The organism is Pseudomonas sp. LBUM1649 (assembly GCF_059716155.1).
This window is the reverse complement of record NZ_CP166807.1, coordinates 597,926-620,885: the sequence shown is the minus strand read 5'-3', so window position 1 is coordinate 620,885 and position 22,960 is coordinate 597,926. Positions and strand designations below refer to the sequence as shown.

The window sequence follows — 22,960 nt, the reverse complement described above, 5'->3', positions numbered from 1 at the left end:
AAATCGAGAAGCTCACCAAGCATCTCGATGACGAGTGAATCACTTCAGCTTGATGCTTTTGAAAAATTCATCCGAATTTTGATCAAGAAGCTCAATAATTTGATCTCGTCGACGCTCATGCTGACTCATGTTCAGTTCCATAACAGAGGCAACTCGTTTCAGTCTCAAATTGGAAAACTTCCACTTCCAAAACCAAGCCCCACCCTGAGACGTCGAGAGTTCACAATCAACTGATACGAAAGTGGCGATTGCTGTACCTCCAGGAGTTTGAAGGCAGGGTATAATCCTGAAGTCTTTGTCTGTACCGTTGTTGCTATTCTTGTCAAAAATAGTTACAAGCTGCTCATCGGACTGTATCTTGTTAAAACCGCCTTGCAACAAACCGATGAGTGCCGGTCCATTCCTTCCCGCAGTCGCCTTGACAATATCCAGGACAACGGCATCCATTGTGACTTGTGTTTGTTTGCTCGTATCCTCTTTATACTTACTGTTTGTTAACGACCATCCACAATGTTTCAATGCTTCAGCGTATTTCCCGTGCCACTCTATGGGTGCCTTTTTTTTATCCGAGTATGTATCCGCATAACGCTCAGCAAAATGGATACTATCCGCCGCTGCTTGCTTTTTGTCTTCATCGAGGTTATCGGTAAACCCGATAGCAGTAGGAACATCCTCACCCAATAGAAAATCTGATTTAGCTACCGTCTGATCACTTAAATCGGCAAAGGACCTGATAAGTTTCGGTTTGGCAACCAATGGCTCGAGTTGCGCACTGGCAAAAAACACACGACTCTCTTCGATGCTCGGTACTAAAATAGTCATATAAAATCCAAATCCATGTGGAATATTTTATGACAGCCATTTGGCTGACAATGACAATTTATCATCCCATGCTTTTCTTACCAGAGCTCATACGTGACACATTATTACCCTGCACTCCAAGTCATGAAACACGTTTACCTGGACGCCTTCACCGCATTCCGAGCTCAATGCCCTATATAACAAGAAAAACCTTAATCTACAGGCTGAAAAACACGAAACACACCAATACGTACCGATTAAGTAGACTGGACGATCATTGTTTCACTTCTTTTACTTCTTTTAGTTCTTGATGGTCTTGGGCGCCTTACCCGACTTCATCTGTTCCAGCAACGGCGCGCACTGGTTCGGTTCTCCGCCGCTCGGCGCCACTAATGCCAACAAACCCGCCGCTGGCGCGGCAATCACACCCAGTGCAACCATCCCGGCCCCACGCAACATCAAGGGGACGGCTTTCACCCCGGCATCAGGTTTGATGAATTTACCCCGCACATACAGTGGCGAACGCAACGAGATCAGCCGCCAGCCCTTGGATTCCGGTGTGATGGTCAGGTCCAGCTGCTCGGTGGCCATGTTCGCCGTGCCGTCAATGTAGATGATCGCGTTCTCGGTATCGAAGACGAACAGCCGCGTGGTGGCCAGACCGGTCTTGATGTCGAAGTCGGCGGCGGCGCAGTTGATCTTCACTTCCTTGTCGCCAAAGATCTTGCCGACCAAATAGTTGCCGACATTCAGTCCCGCCAGCTCCATCAGCTCGCGACTGATGGCGCCGTCGTTGATCAGCATCTTCAGCTTACCGTTGGCGCTGCCCAGCAACTTGGCCACCGAATTGCCGCGTCCGGTAATGTCGGCGTCGCCATTGAGCTCGCCGAAGCTGGTTTTCATCGGCTCGAAGGTCGGGAACAACTGCTTGAGCTTGAAGCCCCGAGCAGTGAGTTTTGCCCGGCCTTCCAGCGGTTCGGTGTGCCCGTTCAGGCGAATCTGTGCATCCAGCTTGCCACCGGCCACGCCGAATCGCAGCGGCTCAAGACTGAGAACGCCATCGGTGAGCACCAGGTGCGTATAGAGATCGTTGAATGGCAACTTTTCGCTATGGACGATGCGTTTGCCGGTGAATTCGACATCCGCGTCCATGTCGCGCCAGCGATCCGTCTTGAAGTCCTCGACCGGCAGGACCTTGTCCACCGGCTGCTTGCTCTCGCCGCCGCGGGCTTTCTGCTTGGCATTGGAGTCGGCGCCGATCAACGGGGCCAGGTCGGCAAACAACAATTGATTGGATAACAGCGAACCGCTGAGTTTGGGGCGTGGCTGGCCGGAGACGTAGGTCAGGCTGCCATGGATGTCGCTCGAGCCGATCTTGCCGTTGAACGCTTCATAACGAAATACCGCACCTCCCGGCTCATGCAACTTGGCGATCAGATGGCCGTCGGTGGCATACGGCGGCGTATCCGGCAGGGTCACGCCAGTCAGGGGGTAAAGGTTGCCCAGGCTGGTGCCGGCCAGTTTCAGGCGTAAATCCAGGGCGCCCAGATTCATCGGGTCGGTCAACGTGCCGGCCAGCTCGACGCTGGTATCGCCGATCTTTGCTTGCGCCTGAAGCGGAAACGGCCGGGCCGCGTCCTGCAGCGCCAGCAAGCCGCCGATTTTGCCCTGGCCCGTGAGTTTCTGAGCGTGGTACTGGCCTTTGACCTTCAGCGCAAACGCGTAATCCTGAGGTGCGCTGCCCTGCTCGGAGGCCGTTTTCGCCGCTTTATCACCGACGATTTCACTGAAGGGAATCGGTTTGCCCAGTGGGTCGATCAGCAGGTCCAGTTGAGTCTTCAGGCTCTGGTCGTCGAGGGTGACATGTCCCTTGTCGAAGCCGATCGCGCCGATGTCCACCACCCAGGGTGAGGGCTCTGCGTTCGGGTCTTTCGGGTCGAACTTGAAGGTCCAGTTGGCGCGACCGTCGGCCAGGCGTTGCAACTCGGCATTGGGTTCGGTGAGGTCGATGCGCGGGATCACCACACGCTGCGCCAACAAGGCCAAGGGCGAGATGCGCAACTCGACGCGCTTGAGGCTGGCCATCCGCGGTGCCTTCGACCAGTCCGGGTTGCCCAGGCTCAGATCTTCCGCCACCACGTGCGGCCAGGGCACCCAGGCACGCCAGCCGCCCTCGTCGGGCTCGCGCCGCCAGACCACCGCCAGATTGCCGTTGATCGCGAACGGACGGTGCAGCTCTTCGGACACCTTGGCATTGAGGGGCGGTTTGATCCGGTTCCAGTCGAAGAACACGATGATCAGCACCAGCACTGCCAGCAGGACAATAAGGCTGGTCATGGTCCAGGCGAGAATCTTACGGGTGCGCGTCATTGCACAGAGCTCCTGATACGCCTGAGCCTCACGATTACGATGCTCAGGAGAAACGCAGGGCCAGAACCGGCCCATCATGGAATCTACGACTGGAAAATGCACCGCAGGTTTAATCGAAAAGCCGATTTTGCCGCAATTGACCGGTTTAACACGGCGCTCTCCTCCCGTCCGGCGTTACCGGCTCCGCACTTTTGCGTGGCGCGGTTGAGTCGAAAATACCCACCTCGGTGTGCCGCAAAGGCCCGGTTTACAAGGGCTGCAGAGAACAATCAATTCCGTTGATAATTAACATTGCGTTTATGAACTTTTATATCGACTTATCGAGAGTAGCATTGCCCTCGTACCCAATTTATCGCCCTCCTACGGAGCACCCAATCATGAAACGCCAACTCCTGCTTAGCCTTACACTCTCAATGCTGGCCAGTACCGCTTTTGCCCTGCCAGCCGCTGACCAGGCCACCCCACAAGTGAAAGACACTCACTCGGTGTTCAGCCAAACCGTCGCCGCTGATGGCTCCGACCGCACCCCTGGTCAAACTGTTGCCGCTGACGGTTCCGACCGCACTCCTGGCCAAACCGTGGCTGCCGACGGTTCCGACCGCACTCCAGGTCAAACCGTTGCCGAAGGCGGTGGTGACCGAGTCATCGAACGCAACAGCGCTATGAGCTAATCCATGGTGGCCCCGAAAAAATGCCCAATCCTCGGATTGGGCTTTTGACTTTCTGGCCATTGCCTTTGTAGAAGTTGCACCGCCCCGCCTGATCCCCCTTATGTCGTTCGACGCCGGCAAAGCCGATTTGCTAGAGTGCGCCGCAGTCCTTTTCAGAAAACGCCCTTGCAATGCTGCCCCGCGCCGAACAGAAACAACAAACCCGCAACGCCTTGATGGACGCGGCCCGCCATTTGATGGAGGGCGGCCGAGGATTTGGCAGCCTGAGCCTGCGCGAAGTCGCGAAAACCGCCGGAATCGTCCCCACCGGTTTCTACCGGCATTTCGCTGACATGGATGAACTCGGCCTGGTGCTGGTGAGCGAAGTCGGCCAGACCTTCCGTGAAACCATTCGCCTGGTGCGGCACAACGAGTTCGTCATGGGCGGCATCATCGACGCGTCCGTGCGGATATTTCTCGATGTGGTGTCGGCCAACCGTTCGCAATTCCTGTTTCTCGCCAGAGAGCAGTACGGCGGCTCGTTGCCGGTACGCCTGGCCATCGGTCGCTTGCGCGAGAACATCAGTTCCGACCTGGCCGCCGATCTGCACTTGATGCCGAAACTGCAACACCTGGACATGGCCGGCTTGAGCGTCATGGCGGACCTGATCGTCAAAAGCGTGTTCGCCACCTTACCGGACATTATCGACCCACCCGTCGAGGCGTTGCCTGAGCACTTGACGCCGCAGGCAAAGATCACCCAACAGCTGCGGTTCATTTTTATCGGCCTCAAGCATTGGAAAGGGCTCGGCAGTACAGAATAAACACCGCCAAGGCACACGTGCCCGGCTTCAACTTGGTGCACAGAGAAAAACCTGCGCACCAATTTCAGCCAAAATCCTAAGCGCTCCGAAACATTTCCTACGCTTCCTACAGGTATTTCCTACGCATCCCCGGATTGGCAAGCCCCTTGCTCTAGCCTGAGCATTGTCCATTGCTGGAAGCTTTCCGATGCTGGTGATTCATCGCAGAATCGACCCTCAACCCGATTGGGCCGCCGAGCTGCACCTGACCTTCGAAGCCCGGAACAAAAGCCGCTTGCGCTGTTTCAGTGCCGAAGGTGAGGACGTCGGGTTGTTTTTGGAGCGCGGTCAATCGCCCTTGTATGACGGCGAATGCCTGCAAGCCGAAGACGGCCGCGTCGTGCGCGTTTGTGCCCGTCCCGAGCAATTGCTGCACGTCACCTGCGCCAATGCCTTCGAATTGACCCGTGCCGCCTATCACCTGGGTAATCGCCATGTTGCCCTGCAAGTGGGCGACGGCTGGTTGCGCCTGCTCGACGACTACGTGCTCAAGGCCATGCTCGAACAACTCGGCGCGCAAGCCGAGCCCATCGAAGCTGCGTTTGAACCTGAACACGGCGCCTACGGCGGCGGCCATCACCATTCGCGCCACGGTGATGAAGACTTCAACTATCCGCCAAAACTGCACCAATTCGGCGTACGCCCATGAACCCTGCATGGGCATTGCTGCGCCTGGGCAGTCCGCAATTGCCGATTGGCGGCTACAGCTATTCCCAAGGCCTGGAAATGGCGGTGGACAATGGCCGGGTGCACGATCCCGACAGCGCGCGACGCTGGATCAGCGATCAATTGCTGCTCAATCTCGCCCGCTTCGAGGCACCGCTGCTGCTTGCCCATTGCGTGGCTGCGGCCGAGGAAAACTGGAGCGAACTGCTGCAGCGCTGTGAAGAACACCGTGCCAGTCGGGAAACCCGCGAGCTGCATCAGGAAAGCCGGCAAATGGGCTACTCCTTGCAGCAGTTGCTCAACGGCCTGCCTGAACTCGATTCACAGGCCCGCGTCTTTCTCGCACAACGACCCGAACCCCACCTGGCCCTGGGCTGGGCGTTGGCTGCTCGCGCCTGGCAGATCAGCCCGCAGGATGCACTGGCCGCGTGGCTCTGGAGCTGGCTGGAAAACCAATTGGCGGTACTGATGAAAACCTTGCCACTGGGCCAGCAGGCCGCGCAGCGCTTGACCAGTGAACTGCTGCCGCTGCTGCAACAGGCCCAGCAGGATGCTACCCGAATCAACCCCGAACACTTTGGCAGCGCCGCGTTTGGCCTGTCCCTGACGTGCATGGCCCACGAGCGCCAGTACAGCCGCCTGTTCCGTTCCTAGGGCCTGTTATTTTGGAGAATCACATGAACACACAACCTTTACGCGTCGGTATCGGCGGCCCGGTCGGTTCCGGTAAAACCGCCCTGACGCTGGCCCTGTGCCTGGCCCTGCGCGAACGCTACAACCTGGCGGTGGTGACCAACGACATCTACACCCGCGAAGACGCTGATTTTCTGGTGCGCAACGAAGCGCTGGCGCCGGAACGCATCATCGGCGTGGAAACCGGCGGCTGCCCGCACACGGCGATCCGCGAAGACGCCTCGATCAACCTTGAAGCCGTGGATCAGTTGAACCGCCGTTTCCCGGGGCTGGACCTTATTCTGGTGGAGTCCGGTGGCGACAATCTCTCCGCCACCTTCAGCCCTGAGTTGTCCGACCTGACCATCTACGTGATCGACGTTTCCGCTGGCGACAAGCTGCCGCGCAAAGGCGGACCGGGGATCTGCAAATCCGATCTGCTGGTGATCAATAAAATTGACCTGGCACCCTTGGTGGGAGCTTCGCTGAGTCTGATGGACAGCGACACCACGCGCATGCGCAACGGCAAGCCGTTCGTGTTCAGCAACCAGAAAACCGGCCAGGGCCTGGACGCCATTATCGCCTTCATCGAACGCCAGGGCCTGCTGACGGCAGACTGATCATGACTTATCAACAAGGAAGCTTCTCCATGACACTGAAACGCATTCTGGGCGCCATGACCCTGCTTTTGACACCGGCTATTGCGTTCGCCCACCCGGGGCACGGTGACAACGGCCTGTTCGCCGGCATCAGCCACCCGATCGGTGGATTCGACCATTTGCTGGCGATGCTCGCGGTCGGCCTGTGGGCGGCGCAGCAGCAAGGTGCTGCGCGCTGGGCGCTGCCGTGCACTTTCGTTGGCACCATGCTGATCGGCGGGTTGCTGGGTTTTGAAGGGCTGGAACTGCCGGCGCTTGAAAGCGGGATTGCCGCGTCGGTGTTGGCGCTGGGTTTGGCAGTGGCCTTGGTGGTGCGTCCACCGTTGAGCGTGGCAATGGGTGCAACGGCGTTGTTTGCGCTGTTCCATGGCGTGGCCCATGGTCTGGAATTGCCGGACATGTCGAGTCCTTGGGCGTATGCCGCTGGATTTGTCGCGGCGACGGCGGTGTTGCATGCGGCGGGTTATGCCGTGGTGCGGGTGTTGCCGCAAGGTGCTGCGCCGTTGGTTCGACTGGCGGGTGCGGCGTCGGCGGCGACCGGGGCGTGGTTGTTGGCAGGTTGATTCTTTAGCGTCTGTGATGGCCTCTTCGCGAGCAGGCTCGCTCCCACAATAGAACCATGCACGCAGGGCAAATGTGGGAGCGAGCCTGCTCGCGAAGAGGCCTGAGAGACAACACACCTCTCAGGCCTGCTAACATGTCGCGCAATCAACCCTGCCGTGACGACGCCAGCCAATGCCGCCTGTTTCCCGCTCCGCCTCCCAGCCTGAACTGACCGCCCTGTTTGCCTCGGTGCAACAGCACTTCCAGGACTTGATCGTGCCGCTTTGGCAAGGTCCCGGCTGGAATGCCAACATGGCGCTGCCCTATGAGGCGCTGGACGCCGAGCACAATCCGCTGCCCCCCCAACGCTACCGGGCCATGGCCTGCGCGCGGCAGCTGTACCTGTTTGCCAGCCTGATCGGCCAAGTGCCAGGCGCGCACGAGCGCGCGGCGGCGCTGTTCCGTTCCTTGCAGCGGCATTTCCACGACGCCGAGCACGGCGGCTGGTTCTACAGCATTGACCCACAGGGCGCGCCGCTGGATCAGCGTAAAGACCTCTACACCCACGCCTTCATTCTGTTCGCCTGCGCCCATTACTGGGACAAAGTTCGCGAGCCGCTGGTGGAATCAGTGCTCAACGCTGCCCTGGAAGTGATCGCGCAACGTTTTGCCAGCGGCGACGGCCTCTACGAAGCGAGCCTTGCGCGTGACTGGTCATCGTTGAACAGCGGACCGCTGCAGAATCCGTTGATGCACTTGGCTGAAGCCTTCCTCGCCACGCTGTCGGTGCGCGAAGACCTCGCTGTGCAACAGGCGCTTGTGGACTTATGCACAGGGATGCAGAAGCGCTTTATCGATCCGCAACACGGCGTGTTGATGGAAAAACCGCTGGGTACTGTGGATAACTGGTTCGAACCGGGCCACCAGTTCGAGTGGTATTTCCTGCTGGAGTCGTCCGAGCTGCTGCGCGGTTTACCATTACATGCTTCGCTGGAGCGCGCCTTTACCTTCACCGAACAACTGGGCGTCGATCAACAGACTGGTGCCGTGCGGGCCATGCTGGACCTGGGGCCGGACGGTCAGGGTTCCCGGGACGCGACGCAGCGAATCTGGGCCCAGGCCGAGTACCTGCGCGCATTGACCCTGCGTCCGCACAGCGAGGCCGCGATACTGCGCCAGTTGCAGGCGTTGCAACAGCGCTCGCTGCACGCGGGTGGGTGGTATGAGTGCCGTGACGAGCACGGTGAAGTGAGTCGTCGGGACATGCCGTCGACTACGCCTTATCATTTGGCGACTTGTTATCGTGGGTTGGTCGAGTATCTTCGCTGATCTCTGCGAGATCAGCCTCGGGTCACTCAATCCACTTGCGGTCTCCGGTAAAGCTGATAGTCAGCCATCGCGCGGCGTCCGGCTCGCCAAGCTTTGCGGAAATTTCCTCGCGCAAACTGTCCAGTTGCCCCACACCGTCCAGCCAATAGTCCTTCGGCAACACGATGTGAATCTCGATAAAACACGCCCGACCGTGCTTCTGCACGTAGGAAATGTAGTCGTCGAAACCGTGCTCGATCTTGGCCTCTTCCATCACCTGGCGCACCTTGTCGTCCAGTTGATCCGGGGCAATTCCCAGCACATCGCGCAACGCCGGGCCGAGGATTTTGAACGCCGGAGGGAGCATGCCCAGAGCCAGCAGAATCAGAATCATCGGGTCGACATACAACGCCCATTTGTCGTAGCCCTGAGTCTTGAGCAGCAGCGCGATGAGGAAACTCACCAACAGGCCGGCCGAGAGCATTGCGTCCACCAGCCAACTGATGTTGTCGAACTGGATCAGCGATGATTTGAGCGTGCGATTGCGATGGCGGACGTAGAAAAAATAAATGAGCTCAACGACGGTGAACACCGCCGCGTAGAGGATCACCAGGCCGAGCTCGATCTCGCGGCCACCACTGATAATGCCGAACACCCCGTTGAGAAAGGCATAAATGGCCACCAACAACAGGAAACTGCCTTCGATCACCAGCACCATGGGTTCCAGGTGCCAGGAGCCGAACTGGAAGCGTTGATTGCTTTCCTTGGCGATCAGCCTGGCGGTGATCAGCATCAGGACCTTAATGAAGGCTGCAACCAGCGAGAAGAAGCCATCGAACAGGATGGATTGGGAACCCGAGACAAACCCGGTGATGATCCCGGCGAATGTCACCACCAGCATCAGGAAGGTCGATTGCTTGAGCAGCGCCTGCTCGCCTCGATTGCTCACTCACTCTCCTCGAAAACCTTGAACCGCAGGGCGCGGCGGGGTTGTTGGGTGAGGAGTCTAGCTGATGTCCTGTATTGTCAGTTCCGGCCTCTTCGCGAGCAGGCTCGCTCCCACAAGGATCGCGTTCAACCTGTGGGAGCGAGCCTGCTCGCGATTGGCCATTACTCGGTGTTACGCCTTGCCACCACTACGATCAATCGCGAAGCCGGCCCAGGTCTGGCTCACCGGCATCAGCTCCACGCTATTGATATTGATGTGCGCCGGGGCATTGAGGACCCAGAAAATGGTATCGGCAATGTCTTGCGGCTGGATCGGATCGGCACCGGCATAGGTGGCGTTGTAGCGTTCCTGGTCACCGGCGAAACGCACCAGCGAGAATTCGCTTTCACACAGGCCCGGCTCGATGTTGCTGACCCGCACGCCGGTTCCCTGAAGGTCGCAGCGCAGGTTCAGGGAGAACTGTTTAACGAACGCCTTGCTCGCGCCATACACATGGCTGCCCGGGTAGGGGTAGTTGCCGGCAATCGAGCCAAGGTTGACGATGCCCGCGCCACGACCATGGGCGATCAAGCGCGGCAGCAGCAAACGGGTGCTGTACATCAGGCCCTTGATGTTGGTATCGACCATGGTGTCCCAATCGTCCAGATCGCACTTCGGCGCCGGATCGACACCCAAGGCCAGGCCAGCGTTGTTGATAAGTCCGCGCAGCTTGGCAAAGGACGGCGGCAGATTGGCAATGGCTTCTTCCATGGCCTTGCGGTCACGCACATCGAGCACCAGGCCGTGCACCTCGGTCTGCTTGGACAGTTCGGCGCACAGGGCGTCGAGGCGCTCTTCACGACGCCCCGTCAGCACCAGTTTCCAGCCGGCCTCGGCAAAACGACGGGCACAGGCTTCACCAAAACCGGAAGTCGCGCCGGTAATGAACAGGGTGTTGGACATGGTGTTCTCCTTGCTACGGCTGATCGGCAGCCATTGGAATAGAAATCAGCAGGCAGCATGCCCGGCCTTGCGCACAGCGGCAACCGGCGTGCTACCTGTACAAAAAATGAGCAAAACTTGCAACGCCTTGCGGGCCGTGGCTTGCAGCCATATGCACGCACGTTATCCACAGCCCCATCCACACATTCCGGGGGCAAGTAGAAAAGCTGAAAGCCTCTATCCACAAGGCTTTGCGGGCTGATTTGAAACTTTTTTGCTTGACCCCCATTGGCCCGCTGTGTAGCCCCTGGTCAATTTCCCGACCGGGCGGTCAAGCCTGCGATGGCGCCAAGCCAGTAAACACGGCCCTCAGCCAAGTCTTTCCAGAGTTTAACCACAGACTTATCCACAGGCTTGTTCACTGCCTTTCATCGCATTTAACTCACCAAGAAAAAGGTTGACAAAGCCGTCTTGAAGGCCCGAAAAAACGCCTGATCAAAAAACAACCACAGCGCTGCAAGCCACGGATTCAAAGGCTCTCAGCCAGCTACTCCCACGTTATTCACAGCCAGCTCCACAGCAAACGGGGACAAGTCAAAACCGTGACAAAACAACTATTTGCAGCGGCTTTATGTCGCGCTTTCGGAGGTCGTCAATTTTGTTTTCCACAATTTCCCGATTACCTGTGAGAACGGAATTTTGCAGATGTAAAAAAGCCCCGGCGATTACTCGTCGGGGCTTTGTCATTGCAACAGCGAATCAGTGCCCGCCAAGATAAGCGTTACGCACATCCTCGTTGACCAGCAACTCCTTGCCGGTACCGCTCATGCGAATCTCGCCGTTGACCATTACATAGGCCCGGTCCGACAACCGCAGCGCGTGGTTGGCGTTCTGCTCGACCAGGAAAATGGTCATGCCGGTCTTGGCCAGTTCCCGCAGGGTCGCGAAGATCTGCTTGACCACGATAGGCGCCAGCCCAAGGCTCGGCTCATCGAGCAACAGCAATTTCGGCCGGCTCATCAGGGCACGGGCGATGGCCAGCATCTGCTGCTCGCCACCAGACATGGTCATCGCACGCTGGGTGCGCCGCTCTTCGAGCCGCGGGAACAGCTCGAACATGCGTTGCATGTCTTCCTTGGCGTACTTGTCGCCAATGGGGATGGTGCCCATCAGCAGGTTTTCCTCGACGGTCATGTCGGGGAACACCCGCCGTCCTTCCGGCGACTGTGCGATGCCGTTGGAGGCGATGTAGTGGGACGACTTGTGGGTGATGTCCACCCCCTGATAGAGGATCTGCCCGTCCGCCGCCCGCGGCTGACCGAAGATCGACATCAGCAGTGTCGACTTGCCGGCGCCGTTGGAGCCGATCAAGCTGACGGTCTCCCCTTCGTTGATGTGCAGCGAGACGTTCTTCAGGGCCTGGATCGGCCCGTAGAACACATCCAGTTCCTTGAGTTCGAGGATGGGTTGGGTCATACCACCTCCTCTTCATCGGCGCCCAGGTAGGCGGCAATCACTTTCGGGTCGTTGCGAATCGCATCGGGGCCGCCCTCGGCGATGACGATGCCGTGGTCCAGCACCACGATGTGGTCGGAAATACTCATTACCATGCCCATGTCGTGTTCGATCAGCACCACGGTCAGATCGTGCTCGTCGCGCAGCAGCCGGATCATCGCGCTCAGCGCTTCGGTTTCCTGAGGGTTGAGGCCGGCGGCCGGTTCGTCGAGGCAGATGATCTGCGGACGGGTGCACATGGCCCGGGCGATTTCCAGTCGGCGTTGCTGGCCGTAGGACAGTTCACCGGCCAGGCGGTTGGCGCAGTCCACCAGGTCCACCACTTCCAGCCAGTAGAAGGCATGGTCCAGCGCATCGCTTTCGGCCTTGCGATAGCCCTTGGTGTTGAGAATGCCGGCCAGCATGTTGCGGTTGACCCACATGTGTTGGGCCACCAGCAGGTTTTCCAGCACCGACATTTCCCTGAACAGGCGAATGTTCTGGAAAGTCCGCGCCAGGCCGGCACGATTCACCAGGTGGGTGCCGCCGAACATCTTGTAGCGGAGCCGGGTGATGAAGCTTTTTGGCGAAACGAAGTCGGTCGGCTTGAACGATTCGCCGAGCAACTGGATGACGTTGGTCTGTTGCCCACGCACGTTGAGTTCGATCTTGCCGCCGGAGGCCTTGTAGAACCCGGTCAGGCAGTTGAACACGGTGGTCTTGCCAGCGCCGTTGGGGCCGATCAGGGCGAAGATCGAGTTGCGCTTGACCTTCAGGCTGACATCATTCAACGCCTTGATGCCGCCGAAGTGCATCATCAGCTTCTCGACCGAGAGTACGACTTCGCTCATGGCGCTACTCCTTTACGCGGGGTCACACCGGTACGGCTGATCCGAATCAGGCCGCGCGGTCGCCAGATCATCATTAACACCATCAGCACGCCGAACAGCAGCACGCGGTATTCGGCGAAGCCACGCAGCAGTTCCGGGGCCACGGTCAGCACGAAGGCTGCAATCACCACGCCGATGGTCGAGCCCATGCCGCCGAGTACCACGATGGCGAGGATCAAGGCCGATTCGAAGAAGGTGAACGAGGTCGGGTTGACGAAACCCTGGTAGGTGGCGAAGAACACGCCGGCCAGGCCGGCCGTCGATGCGCCGATGGTGAATGCCGAGAGCTTGACCAGCACGTGGTTCAGACCCATGGAGCGGCAGGCGATCTCATCCTCGCGCAGCGCTTCCCAGGCACGGCCGACGGGCATGCGGGTCAGGCGATGCTTGATGTACAACACGGCCAGTACCACCAGGAACAACACCGCGTAGATGAAGTAGTACTTCACGTCCGAGTTGTAGGCGATGCCGAAGAACTCATGGAACGGGACGCCCCCCTCCTTCGCGCGCTTGCCGAACTCGAGGCCGAAGAAGGTCGGCAACGGAGCCGCCATACCGTTCGGGCCGCCGGTCAGGGACAGCCAGTTGTTGAGGATCAGGCGAATGATTTCACCGAAACCCAGGGTCACGATTGCCAGGTAGTCACCGTGCAGGCGCAGCACCGGGAAGCCGAGGATGCAACCGGCAAGGCCTGCAGTAATGGCCGCCAGCGGCAGCACCGTCCAGAAACCCAGTCCGAGGTATTGATAACCCAGCGCCAGGCCGTAGGCACCGATGGCGTAGAACGCCACGTAACCCAGGTCGAGCAGACCGGCCAGACCGACCACGATGTTCAAGCCCAGGCCCAGCAACACGTAGATCAGCCCGAGGATCACCACCCCCAGCAGGTAGGAGTTGGAGAAAAACGGGAACACCACGGCAATGACGATCACCAGCGGGATGATCCAGCGCAAGCGGGATTTGTAATCAGGCGGCAGTACATGAACCCCGGAGCCGGTGCTTTCAAAGCCTTCAAGAATTTTCAGGCCTTTTGGCGTTTGCAGGAACAGGCTCAGGGCAAACCGGCCCGCCATGACGATGGCGACAATCCATGCCACCCGGGTCGTTTCCAGATTGAAGCCGTAGCCGTCGAGAACCACGCCGACAATCGGACCAAACACAATCAGGGCGACAAGGCCGGCGAGAATCGCGTCAACCAGGCTTGTTTTGAGATCAATGGTTTTTTGAGTGGTTGAAGACATCGCTTACACCTTCGACACAAGAGGACGGCCGAGCAGGCCTTGGGGCCGAAAGACCAGAACGAGAACCAACAGCGAGAAGCTGAAAACGTCTTTGTAGTCCGAGTTCACCAGGCCAGAGAACAGCGACTCGGAAATCCCGAGGATGATCCCGCCCAGCATCGCGCCTGGCAGTGAACCGATCCCGCCGAGCACCGCGGCAGTGAACGCCTTGATGCCGATGATGAAGCCGGCATAGAAGTCGAACGTGCCGTAGTTCATGGTGATCAGCACGCCGGCCAGGGCCGCCATCGCTGCACCGATGATGAACACATAGGAAATCACCCGGTCGGTGTTGATCCCCAAAATCGAAGCCATCTTGCGGTCTTGCTGGGTTGCACGGCACATGCGGCCGAGCTTGGTGTACTTGATGATGTAGGTCAGCAGGGCCATCCCGACGAACGCTGCGACCAAAATGAAGACCTTGGTGTAGGTCAACTGCACGAAACCTGTGCCGACTTCAACGCGCCACGCCCCGCTGAGCAGGGTTGGAACGCCTTGTTGCTTGGCGCCCTGGGCGATCTGCGCATAGTTTTGCAGGATCAGCGAAATTCCGATGGCGCTGATCAGCGGTGCCAGTCGGGTGGAGTTACGCAGGGGTTTGTAGGCGACGCGCTCGATGACCCAGCCATACACCGCCGTGACGACGATGGTGAAGATCAGGGTGCCGAGCATCAGCAGCGGGAAGGATTCAATACCGAAGTATGCCAGCAGAGCCAGACTGATCGCCGCGAGGTAAGCGGAAATCATGTAAACCTCGCCGTGGGCGAAGTTGATCATGCCGATGATGCCATAGACCATTGTGTAGCCGATGGCGATCAGGCCATAGACCGACCCGAGGGTCAGGCCGTTGACCAGTTGCTGCAGGAAAATACCATCCATAACGCAATCTCACGCATTTGAGAGACTGCACAGAAGCCGCTGGCGACGGACCGGGGTTCAGCCGCCGGCGCAAGCGGTTGTGTGCAGCTCTACGAGAAAAGACAGACTAACCTTGACTGATTTCAGTCTGCTGAGGATGAACACTTTGTGGCGAGGGGATTCATCCCCGTTCGGCTGCAAAGCAGCCGCAAATCCGATGACCACGGAACTTCAGAAATACAGTGATCGCAGGTCTTGGGGCTGCTACGCAGCCCACGGGGATAAATCCCCTCGCCACAGGGCCGATCAGCAGGTCATATCACTTCTGTTTTTCCAGTTGGTGGTATTTGCCATCCTTGTCCCACTGGTAAACCACGTAGTCGGAGATTTTCAGGTCGCCCTTGCTGTCCCAGGTCTTTTCGCCCATGACGGTCTTGACCGGATTTTTCTTCAGCCACGCAGCCGCTTCTTCGCCCTTGTTGGATTTGGCGCCGTTGAAGGCAGCCGCCAGGGTCTGGACCGAAGCGTAGGCGTACAGGGTGTAGCCTTCAGGCTCGGTACCGGCCTTGCGGAATGCGTCTACCACGGTCTTGCTGTCTGGCAGCATGCGTGGGTCGGCACCGAAGGTCATCAGCACGCCGTCAACGAATTGCGGACCGCCAGCGGTGGTCACCAGTTCGTCGGTCACGATGCCGTCGTCGGACATGAATTTGACGTCTTTGAGACCCTGTTCACGCAGTTGACGGACCAGAGGACCGGCTTCCGGGTGCAGGCCACCGAAGTAGACGACGTCAGCGCCGGCACCGCGGATCTTGGTCACGATGGTGCTGAAGTCTTTCTCGCCACGGGTCAGGCCTTCATACAGCACAGGCGTTACGCCGCGCTTGACCAGTTGGGCCTTGGTGGCGTCAGCCAGGCCTTGGCCGTAGGTGTCTTTGTCGTGCAGCACCACAACCTTCTTGCCCTTGAGCACGTCGACGATGTAGTCGCCGGCCACGATGCCTTGCTGGTCGTCACGCCCGCACATACGGAACATGGCGCTCAGGCCGCGTTCGGTAACTGCCGGGTTGGTGGAACCTGGAGTGATCGCGATGATGCCCGCTTCGTCGTAGATCTCGGAAGCCGGGATGGTCGACGAGGAGCAGAAGTGACCGACCACGCCGGCGACTTTTTGGTTGGTCAGGTCCTTGGCGACCGTTACAGCCTGTTTCGGTTCGCAGGCGTCATCGCCCTTGACCAGTACGATTTTTTCCCCGTTCACGCCGCCTGCTGCGTTGACCGCATCGGCTGCTGCCTGTGCACCCTTCATGTACTGCTCGCCAAATGCCGCGTTGGCGCCCGTCATTGGACCCGCTACGCCGATCTTGATGTCAGCCTGAGCAAACGCAGAAACACCCAACGCAGCTGCCACTGCGAGGGCCAGAAAGCCTTTCTTGTAAAACGTCTGGGACATGAGGTGGTGCTCCATGGTTTTTTTAATTGGCACTGCGACTTCACTGACTGCTCAGAGCAAGGGCCGTGCCATCGGTTTTTTATTCTGAAAAAAGTCGCTGCTTTATTATTATTTCGACTGTCTCGGGCCCATTTTCATTGGGCGTGCAACCGTCTAAACCGCGGAAGGTAAAACCATTATTTTTTTGAGGCGCAACCCGCCTGCGCCATCATTGCAACCGCGGCACTAAACGACGTGCAACCAGCCTGTAACAACGTGCGTCACCGAAGTGCACACTGCTGGTGCGGGACTGCTACAACCCGCACCACTACAGGCTAGCTGCTGAACGAAAAAGCGCCGCCTTCAACGACAAAAATCAACAATCAGATCACGATCCGCAAGCACTGGCCCGCGTGATACAGCGAAAATCCCGCCTCGTACAGACAGCTGCGCAACCCCACCCCGGCCAATGGCTGCATGGGCGCGAAGGGAATCGGTAGCGCTAGAGGATTTCCGTTACACAAGTAATCGGCAAAGGCCTTGCCGACCACTGTCCCCGTGGTCACGCCCCGGCCATTGTAACCGGTGACTGCCACTAAACCGGGCGCAGGTTCGAACAGGCGCATCAAATGATCGGGGGTGAAGGCGATGCACCCGGTCCAGGTGCATTCCCACTCCACCGGCTTGAGGTAGGGGAAGTAATGCTGCTGAACCCGATCGGCCCAGGCCTTGAGAAACCAGGCCGGCTTCTGGTTGCCATTTCCGAGACTGCCGAGCAGCAGGCGCCCGTCTTTGTCCCGGCGAATACTGCTGAGCACCTGGCGGGTGTCCCAGGAACCCTGGCCACCGGGCAGGATTTGCTGCGCGGCGTCTTCGGTCAGCGGGACCGAGGCCACTTGATAGTAATAACCGGGGAAGAAATTGCGTCGCAGCTCGGTCCAGTCGCCTTCGGTGTAGGCGTTGGAGGCGATCACCACTTGCTCGGCCAGGACCGAACCCTGCGCGGTTTGCACTGACCAGCGCTGACCCTGTCGTTCAAGGCGGGTCACCGGGGAATGATCGAACAACTGACCGCCCAAGCCAATGGCCGCCTTGGCCAAACCCGTGGTGTAAGCCATCGGGTTGAGCGTGCCAGCACGGCGATCGAGCAATGCCGCGGCGATTTTCTTGGTGCCCGTCGCTTGCTCGCAAGCTTGCCCGGTCAGCAGCTCGACGGGTGCGCCACGGCGCTTCCACTGCTCTTCACGACTGCGCAAGTCAGCTTCGCCACGGGCGTTGTGCGCCATGTGCAGCGTGCCTTCGCGGCGCAACTGGCAATCGATGTTGTACTTATCCACAAGGCTGAACACCAGGGACGGTGCTGCGCCGAGCATCCGGTTGAGCTGACTGCCCACCGCCTCGCCAAACCCGGCTTCGATCTCGTCCGGTGGAATCCACATGCCGGCATTGACAAGCCCGACGTTGCGCCCAGAGCCGCCGTGACCGGCGCGATGGGCTTCCAGCACACACACCGTCTTGCCCTGCTCCAGCAGATGCACCGCCGCCGACAGCCCGGTAAAACCGGCGCCAATGACGCAGACATCGACCTTCACCTCACCCTTGAGCGCCGAGTTGTCGGGCCTTTGCGGCGTCAGTTTTTCCCACAGACACTCTTCGCGTAACGGCATTGCCAGACTCCAACAGAAACCTAACAAACACATTCATTCAATGTGGATCATCTAATGTGGCGAGGGGATTTATCCCCGCTGGGCTGCGAAGCAGCCCCAAATAATGGGACTGCTGCGCAGTCCAACGGGGATAAATCCCCTCGCCACAAAAGCTCGCTCCTACAGGGGATCACCGATCAGTCAAAGGTGATGCCCTGTGCCAACGGCAACTCCAGCGAATAGTTCACGGTATTGGTCTGACGGCGCATGTAACCACGCCATGCATCGGAACCCGACTCACGACCACCGCCGGTCTCCTTCTCACCACCGAACGCACCGCCGATTTCTGCACCGCTCGGGCCGATGTTGACGTTGGCGATGCCGCAGTCACTGCCCACCGCCGACATGAACTGCTCGGCTTCACGCACGTCGGTGGTGAAGATGCACGACGACAGCCCTTGCGGTACAGCATTGTTCAAACGCAGGGCTTCGTTGAAATCGCTATAGCCGACCACGTACAGGATCGGCGCGAATGTTTCATGGCAGACCACATCGCTCTGCTCGGGCATTTCGACGATGGCCGGCGAAACGTAGTAGGCATTCGGGAATTTGTCTTCCAGCTGACGCTTACCGCCAAACACCCGGCCACCTTCACTCAGGGCCTGTTCCAGCGCGTCCTGCATGTTCTCGAAGCTTTGCTTGTCGATCAGCGGGCCGATCAGGTTACCTTCCAGCGGATGGCCGATGCGCACTTTGGAGTAGGCGGCCTTGAGGCGGGTGACGATTTCTTCTTTCACCGACTCATGGGCGATCAGGCGACGCAGCGTGGTACAGCGCTGACCGGCAGTGCCGACGGCGCTGAACAGGATCGCGCGAACGGCCATGTCCAGATCGGCGCTTGGGCCAAGGATCATCGCGTTGTTGCCGCCCAGCTCCAGAATGCTGCGGGCGAAGCGTGCGGCGATTTTCGGTGCTACTTCACGGCCCATGCGGGTGCTGCCGGTGGCGCTGACCAGCGCGACACGCGGGTCATCGACCAAGGCTTCGCCGGCATCGCGGCCGCCAATGACCACCTGGCTCAGGTGGGGTGGCGCATCGCTGAAATTCTTCAACACGCGGTCGAACAGTGCCTGGCAGGCCAGTGCGGTCAGCGGGGTTTTTTCCGACGGCTTCCAGATCACCGGGTTGCCGCAGACCAGCGCCAGCGTAGTGTTCCAGGCCCAGACCGCCACCGGGAAGTTAAAGGCGCTGATCACACCGACCACGCCCAGCGGGTGCCAGGTTTCGCGCATGTGGTGGCCAGGACGCTCGGAGGCGATTGTCAAGCCGTACAGTTGACGGGACAGGCCGACAGCGAAGTCGCAGATGTCGATCATTTCCTGAACTTCACCCAGGCCTTCCTGGGTGATTTTGCCCGCTTCCCAGGACACCAGCTCGCCGAGATCGGTCTTGTATTCGCGCAGGATGTCACCCAGTTGCCGCACCAGTTCGCCGCGGCGCGGTGCCGGAACCTTGCGCCACAGTTCGAATGCATGATCTGCACGACTGATGTGCTGCTCGACTTCAGCGGCACCTTCCCAGTTGACGGCGGCAATCTTGCTGCCATCGATCGGCGAATGCACCGGCACTTTGCCGTTCTGGTACAGGGCCGGGTTCACACCAAGACGATCAAGCAATGCGGCAACCATGGGTCACTCCTCAAGCAAAAAACGGAACGTGTGCAGCCGCCGGATCACGACTGATCAGACCTGTAGTTTTAGCGCTCCCGAGGTTACTCAACAAACGACCATTAAGAGAGATATCATTCCGTTTATTCATGCTGTGCATTGCTGGCAATAAAGAGACAAGCACAAAGGACCGCCCATGCTGAACAAACGCTATTTGCCCTCGATCACTGCGCTGCAGTGTTTCGAAGCCGTGACCCGCCACCTGAGCTTCACCCGGGCCGCGGAAGAGCTGAACCTGACCCAGAGCGCCGTCAGTAAACAGGTGGCGCAACTGGAAGAGCTGTTGCAGCACCTGCTGTTTCGCCGGGTTCGCCGACGCCTGCAAATGACGCCAGCGGGCGATCTGTACCTGGTGGAGGTACGAAAAATACTCACCCAGGTTGAGATGTCGACCCATTACCTACGTTCCTACGGTGGTGAAACCGAAGTCCTGCGCGTCTCGACACCCTCGACCTTCGGCGCACGCTGGCTGGTGCCACGCCTCAAGGGCTGGCGCCTGCGCCATCCGTCGATCCATCTGGACCTGTGCAATGAACAGGAAGCCGACGATCTGCTGCAAGGGCGCAGCGACCTGGCGTTCTACTTCGGCCAGGGTTCACGTCCCGGCACCGAATGCCTGAAGTTATTCAGTGAAGAGCTTGTCCCTGTCTGCGCCCCAGGCAGCCTGCCCGACACGCCGTTCACCGACCCGACGCAACTCACCGACCTGGTCCTGCTGCAAAACGCCTCCCGCCCCCAAGCCTGGCACGATTGGTTCGACAGTCAGGGCTACCACACCGAACACAGCTACCACGGCCCGCGTTTCGAAACCTTCTATATGTGCATCCGCGCGGCGCAAGTCGGCTGCGGCGTGGCATTGCTGCCACGGTTTCTGGTGGAAGAGGAACTGGCCGACGGCAAACTGGTCATTCCCTGGCAGCATGCAATGCCCAGCACCGACGCCTATTACCTGGCGTACCCGGAACATTCGGCGGAAGTACCCAAGGTGCGCGATTTCGTGAAGTGGATGCTGGAGCAGGTGTAGGGACGATTCAAAAATCGCTGGCAATACCCACCACCGACATGCGCCACTAGCCTTATTCAATGTGGAGAACCCCCGTTATGAGCGAGAGTGTGTTTGCCGATCGCATCGTGCAGAACCTGCTCGACACCGACTTCTACAAACTGACGATGATGCAGGCGGTGCTGCACAACTACCCGAACGTAGAGGTCGAATGGGAGTTTCGTTGCCGTAACAGCGAAGATTTGCGCCCGTATCTGGCGGAGATCCGTTTCCAGATCGAACGGCTGGCCGAGCTGAACCTGAGCGCCGACCAACTGAATTTTCTGGAGCGCATCAGCTTCCTGAAGCCGGATTTCCTGCGTTTTCTCGGGCTGTTCCGCTTCAACTTGCGCTATATCCACGCCGGCATCGAAAACGGTGAACTGTTCATCCGTCTGCGAGGCCCTTGGCTACACGTGATTTTGTTCGAAGTCCCCTTACTGGCGATAGTCAGCGAAGTGCGCAATCGCTATCGCTACCGGGAAGTCGGGCTGGAACAGGCCCGGGAACAGCTCTACCGCAAATTCGACTGGCTGAGCGCCAACGCCAGCGGCGACGAATTGTCCGAATTGCAAGTAGCCGATTTCGGCACTCGTCGTCGCTTCTCGTACCGCGTGCAGGAAGAAGTGGTGAATGTGCTCAAGCACGATTTCCCCGGACGCTTCGTCGGCACCAGCAACGTGCACCTGTCCCGGGAACTGGACATGAAACCGCTAGGCACCATGGCCCACGAATGGATCATGGCCCACCAGCAACTCGGCCCGCGGCTGATCGACAGCCAGATCGCCGCCCTCGATTGCTGGGTCCGCGAATACCGTGGCCTGCTAGGGATTGCGCTGACGGACTGCATCACCATTGATGCTTTCCTGAGCGATTTCGACCTGTTTTTCGCCAAGCTTTTCGACGGTTTGCGCCACGACTCGGGCGATCCAGTGGTTTGGGCGGAAAAAGCCATTGCGCACTATCACAAGCTCGGTATCGACCCGATGAGCAAGACGCTGACCTTCTCCGACAGCCTGACGCTGCCCAAGTCCCTGGAGATTTTTCGGGCGCTGCGGGGTCGGATCAATGTCAGCTTCGGTATCGGCACCAACCTGACGTGTGACATTCCGGGTGTCGAACCGATGAGCATCGTGCTTAAAATGACGGCCTGCAACGGCCAACCGGTGGCTAAGATCTCCGATGAGCCGGGCAAGACTCACTGTAAAGATCCGAATTTCGTCGCCTATTTGCGACATGTTTTCCAAGTTCCCGCCCCCTCTAGCAAGGAGTGAATTCATGCAAGCCGTACAGCGTGAGATTGCTGAACAGCTCAAGGTACAACCGCCGTTCGCCGACGAAGCTGCCCTCGAAGTTGAAGTCGCCCGGCGGATTACCTTCATCCAGGATTGCCTGGTCAATTCCGGGCTCAAGACCCTGGTGCTGGGCATCAGTGGCGGTGTCGACTCCCTGACCGCGGGCCTGCTGGCCCAGCGTGCGGTCCGTGAGCTGCGTCAGCGCAGCGGCGATGCCGCCTACAAATTCATCGCCGTGCGGCTGCCGTACGAAACCCAGTTCGATGAACATGACGCCCAGGCCTCGGTGGACTTCATCAAACCGGACGAGCGCCACACGGTGAACATCGGCCCGGCGGTCAAATCCCTGGCCAACGAAGTAGCGGCGTTCGAAGGCAAGCACGCGGTGTCGGTGGATTTCGTGCTCGGCAACACCAAGGCGCGCATGCGCATGGTCGCCCAGTACACCATCGCCGGCGCGGCCCAGGGGCTGGTAATCGGCACTGACCACGCGGCGGAAGCAGTGATGGGTTTCTTCACCAAGTTTGGTGACGGCGCCTGCGACCTGGCACCGCTCAGTGGCCTGGTGAAAAACCAGGTCCGCGCCATCGCCCGCAGCTTCGGCGCACCGGAATCCCTGGTGGAGAAAATCCCCACCGCCGACCTAGAAGACCTGTCACCGGGCAAACCGGACGAAGCGTCCCATGGCGTGACCTACGCCGAGATCGACGCTTTCCTGCACGGCGAGCCGGTGCGTGAGGAAGCGTTCAAGATCATTTGCAGCACGTACAACAAGACTCATCACAAGCGGGTGATGCCGTTTGCGCCTTGAGGCGTGAGTGAACGAAAAAGCCCTCTGAAGTGTTGAGCTTCAGGGGGCTTTTCTTTGGCCAGCACATTTGTTGATGCGGATGG

General features: G+C 59.0%; 21 protein-coding genes. 10 read left to right on the top strand and 11 right to left on the bottom strand.

Translation table 11 applies throughout. The features are described from left to right. Positions 1 to 39: 39 nt before the first annotated feature. A complete protein-coding gene (locus ACA058_RS02725) occupies positions 40 to 822 on the bottom strand; it encodes a hypothetical protein (RefSeq protein ID WP_497637735.1) in 783 nt (260 codons plus the stop codon). Between the two features lie 279 nt (positions 823 to 1,101). After that, the gene (locus ACA058_RS02720; RefSeq protein WP_497637734.1) at positions 1,102 to 3,171 is read right to left on the bottom strand and encodes an AsmA family protein; all 2,070 of its coding nucleotides are present in this window, start codon (positions 3,169 to 3,171) and stop codon (positions 1,102 to 1,104) included. A gap of 377 nt (positions 3,172 to 3,548) precedes the next feature. On the opposite strand from ACA058_RS02720, the gene ACA058_RS02715 reads away from it, so the two are divergent. The 7 genes from ACA058_RS02715 to ACA058_RS02685 all read left to right on the top strand — a co-directional run bounded on the left by ACA058_RS02715 (position 3,549) and on the right by ACA058_RS02685 (position 8,553). Then, on the top strand, positions 3,549 to 3,842 hold the full coding sequence (locus tag ACA058_RS02715) for a hypothetical protein (RefSeq protein WP_497637733.1): 294 nt from the start codon (positions 3,549 to 3,551) through the stop codon (positions 3,840 to 3,842). 170 nt (positions 3,843 to 4,012) lie between these two features. Beyond that, entirely contained in the window at positions 4,013 to 4,645 is a 633-nt protein-coding gene (locus ACA058_RS02710; RefSeq protein ID WP_497637731.1) for a TetR family transcriptional regulator, read from the top strand. 187 nt (positions 4,646 to 4,832) lie between these two features. After that, positions 4,833 to 5,333: an urease accessory protein UreE gene (gene ureE, locus ACA058_RS02705; protein WP_497637729.1), complete on the top strand. Its 501-nt coding sequence runs from the start codon at positions 4,833 to 4,835 to the stop codon at positions 5,331 to 5,333. Further along, on the top strand, positions 5,330 to 6,004 hold the full coding sequence (locus ACA058_RS02700) for an urease accessory protein UreF (protein WP_497637727.1): 675 nt from the start codon (positions 5,330 to 5,332) through the stop codon (positions 6,002 to 6,004). Before ureE ends, ACA058_RS02700 begins: the two co-directional genes overlap by 4 nt. Before the next feature lie 23 nt (positions 6,005 to 6,027). Further along, on the top strand, positions 6,028 to 6,642 hold the full coding sequence (ureG, locus tag ACA058_RS02695; protein WP_497637726.1) for an urease accessory protein UreG: 615 nt from the start codon (positions 6,028 to 6,030) through the stop codon (positions 6,640 to 6,642). A gap of 29 nt (positions 6,643 to 6,671) precedes the next feature. After that, a complete protein-coding gene (locus ACA058_RS02690; protein WP_497637725.1) occupies positions 6,672 to 7,244 on the top strand; it encodes a HupE/UreJ family protein in 573 nt (190 codons plus the stop codon). 172 nt (positions 7,245 to 7,416) lie between these two features. After that, a complete protein-coding gene (locus ACA058_RS02685; protein ID WP_497637724.1) occupies positions 7,417 to 8,553 on the top strand; it encodes an AGE family epimerase/isomerase in 1,137 nt (378 codons plus the stop codon). 22 nt (positions 8,554 to 8,575) lie between these two features. Here ACA058_RS02685 and ACA058_RS02680 read toward each other — a convergent pair whose 3' ends face one another. The 9 genes from ACA058_RS02680 to amaB all read right to left on the bottom strand — a co-directional run bounded on the left by ACA058_RS02680 (position 8,576) and on the right by amaB (position 19,690). Continuing rightward, the gene (locus tag ACA058_RS02680) at positions 8,576 to 9,481 is read right to left on the bottom strand and encodes a cation diffusion facilitator family transporter (protein ID WP_497637723.1); all 906 of its coding nucleotides are present in this window, start codon (positions 9,479 to 9,481) and stop codon (positions 8,576 to 8,578) included. A 171-nt stretch (positions 9,482 to 9,652) separates the two neighbouring features. Beyond that, on the bottom strand, positions 9,653 to 10,423 hold the full coding sequence (locus ACA058_RS02675) for an SDR family oxidoreductase (RefSeq protein WP_497637721.1): 771 nt from the start codon (positions 10,421 to 10,423) through the stop codon (positions 9,653 to 9,655). A 738-nt stretch (positions 10,424 to 11,161) separates the two neighbouring features. Next, positions 11,162 to 11,878: an ABC transporter ATP-binding protein gene (locus ACA058_RS02670; RefSeq protein ID WP_497637720.1), complete on the bottom strand. Its 717-nt coding sequence runs from the start codon at positions 11,876 to 11,878 to the stop codon at positions 11,162 to 11,164. Then, positions 11,875 to 12,747 carry an ABC transporter ATP-binding protein gene (locus tag ACA058_RS02665; protein ID WP_497637719.1) on the bottom strand — a complete coding sequence of 291 codons (873 nt, stop codon included), beginning with the start codon at positions 12,745 to 12,747 and terminating at the stop codon, positions 11,875 to 11,877. The genes ACA058_RS02670 and ACA058_RS02665 overlap by 4 nt, the downstream gene beginning before the upstream one ends. Continuing rightward, a complete protein-coding gene (gene livM / locus ACA058_RS02660; RefSeq protein ID WP_497637718.1) occupies positions 12,744 to 14,027 on the bottom strand; it encodes a high-affinity branched-chain amino acid ABC transporter permease LivM in 1,284 nt (427 codons plus the stop codon). The genes ACA058_RS02665 and livM overlap by 4 nt, the downstream gene beginning before the upstream one ends. 3 nt (positions 14,028 to 14,030) lie before the next feature. After that, complete coding sequence (locus tag ACA058_RS02655; RefSeq protein ID WP_497637717.1) at positions 14,031 to 14,945, bottom strand: ABC transporter permease subunit; 915 nt, start codon at positions 14,943 to 14,945, stop codon at positions 14,031 to 14,033. Between the two features lie 298 nt (positions 14,946 to 15,243). Continuing rightward, positions 15,244 to 16,377, bottom strand: a complete 1,134-nt coding sequence (locus ACA058_RS02650) for a branched-chain amino acid ABC transporter substrate-binding protein (RefSeq protein ID WP_497637716.1) — start codon at positions 16,375 to 16,377, stop codon at positions 15,244 to 15,246. A gap of 362 nt (positions 16,378 to 16,739) precedes the next feature. Next, on the bottom strand, positions 16,740 to 18,023 hold the full coding sequence (gene amaA / locus ACA058_RS02645) for an L-pipecolate oxidase (RefSeq protein ID WP_497637715.1): 1,284 nt from the start codon (positions 18,021 to 18,023) through the stop codon (positions 16,740 to 16,742). A 176-nt stretch (positions 18,024 to 18,199) separates the two neighbouring features. Further along, positions 18,200 to 19,690, bottom strand: a complete 1,491-nt coding sequence (gene amaB / locus ACA058_RS02640; RefSeq protein WP_497637714.1) for an L-piperidine-6-carboxylate dehydrogenase — start codon at positions 19,688 to 19,690, stop codon at positions 18,200 to 18,202. Between the two features lie 175 nt (positions 19,691 to 19,865). Between amaB and ACA058_RS02635 the strand changes: the two genes are divergently transcribed. The 3 genes from ACA058_RS02635 (at position 19,866) to nadE (ending at position 22,877) form a co-directional block, all read left to right on the top strand. Further along, complete coding sequence (locus ACA058_RS02635) at positions 19,866 to 20,753, top strand: LysR family transcriptional regulator (RefSeq protein WP_497637713.1); 888 nt, start codon at positions 19,866 to 19,868, stop codon at positions 20,751 to 20,753. Positions 20,754 to 20,830: 77 nt separating this feature from the next. Then, positions 20,831 to 22,045 carry a nicotinate phosphoribosyltransferase gene (gene pncB / locus ACA058_RS02630; RefSeq protein ID WP_497637712.1) on the top strand — a complete coding sequence of 405 codons (1,215 nt, stop codon included), beginning with the start codon at positions 20,831 to 20,833 and terminating at the stop codon, positions 22,043 to 22,045. A 4-nt stretch (positions 22,046 to 22,049) separates the two neighbouring features. Continuing rightward, complete coding sequence (gene nadE, locus ACA058_RS02625) at positions 22,050 to 22,877, top strand: NAD(+) synthase (protein ID WP_497637711.1); 828 nt, start codon at positions 22,050 to 22,052, stop codon at positions 22,875 to 22,877. Positions 22,878 to 22,960: the final 83 nt, after the last annotated feature.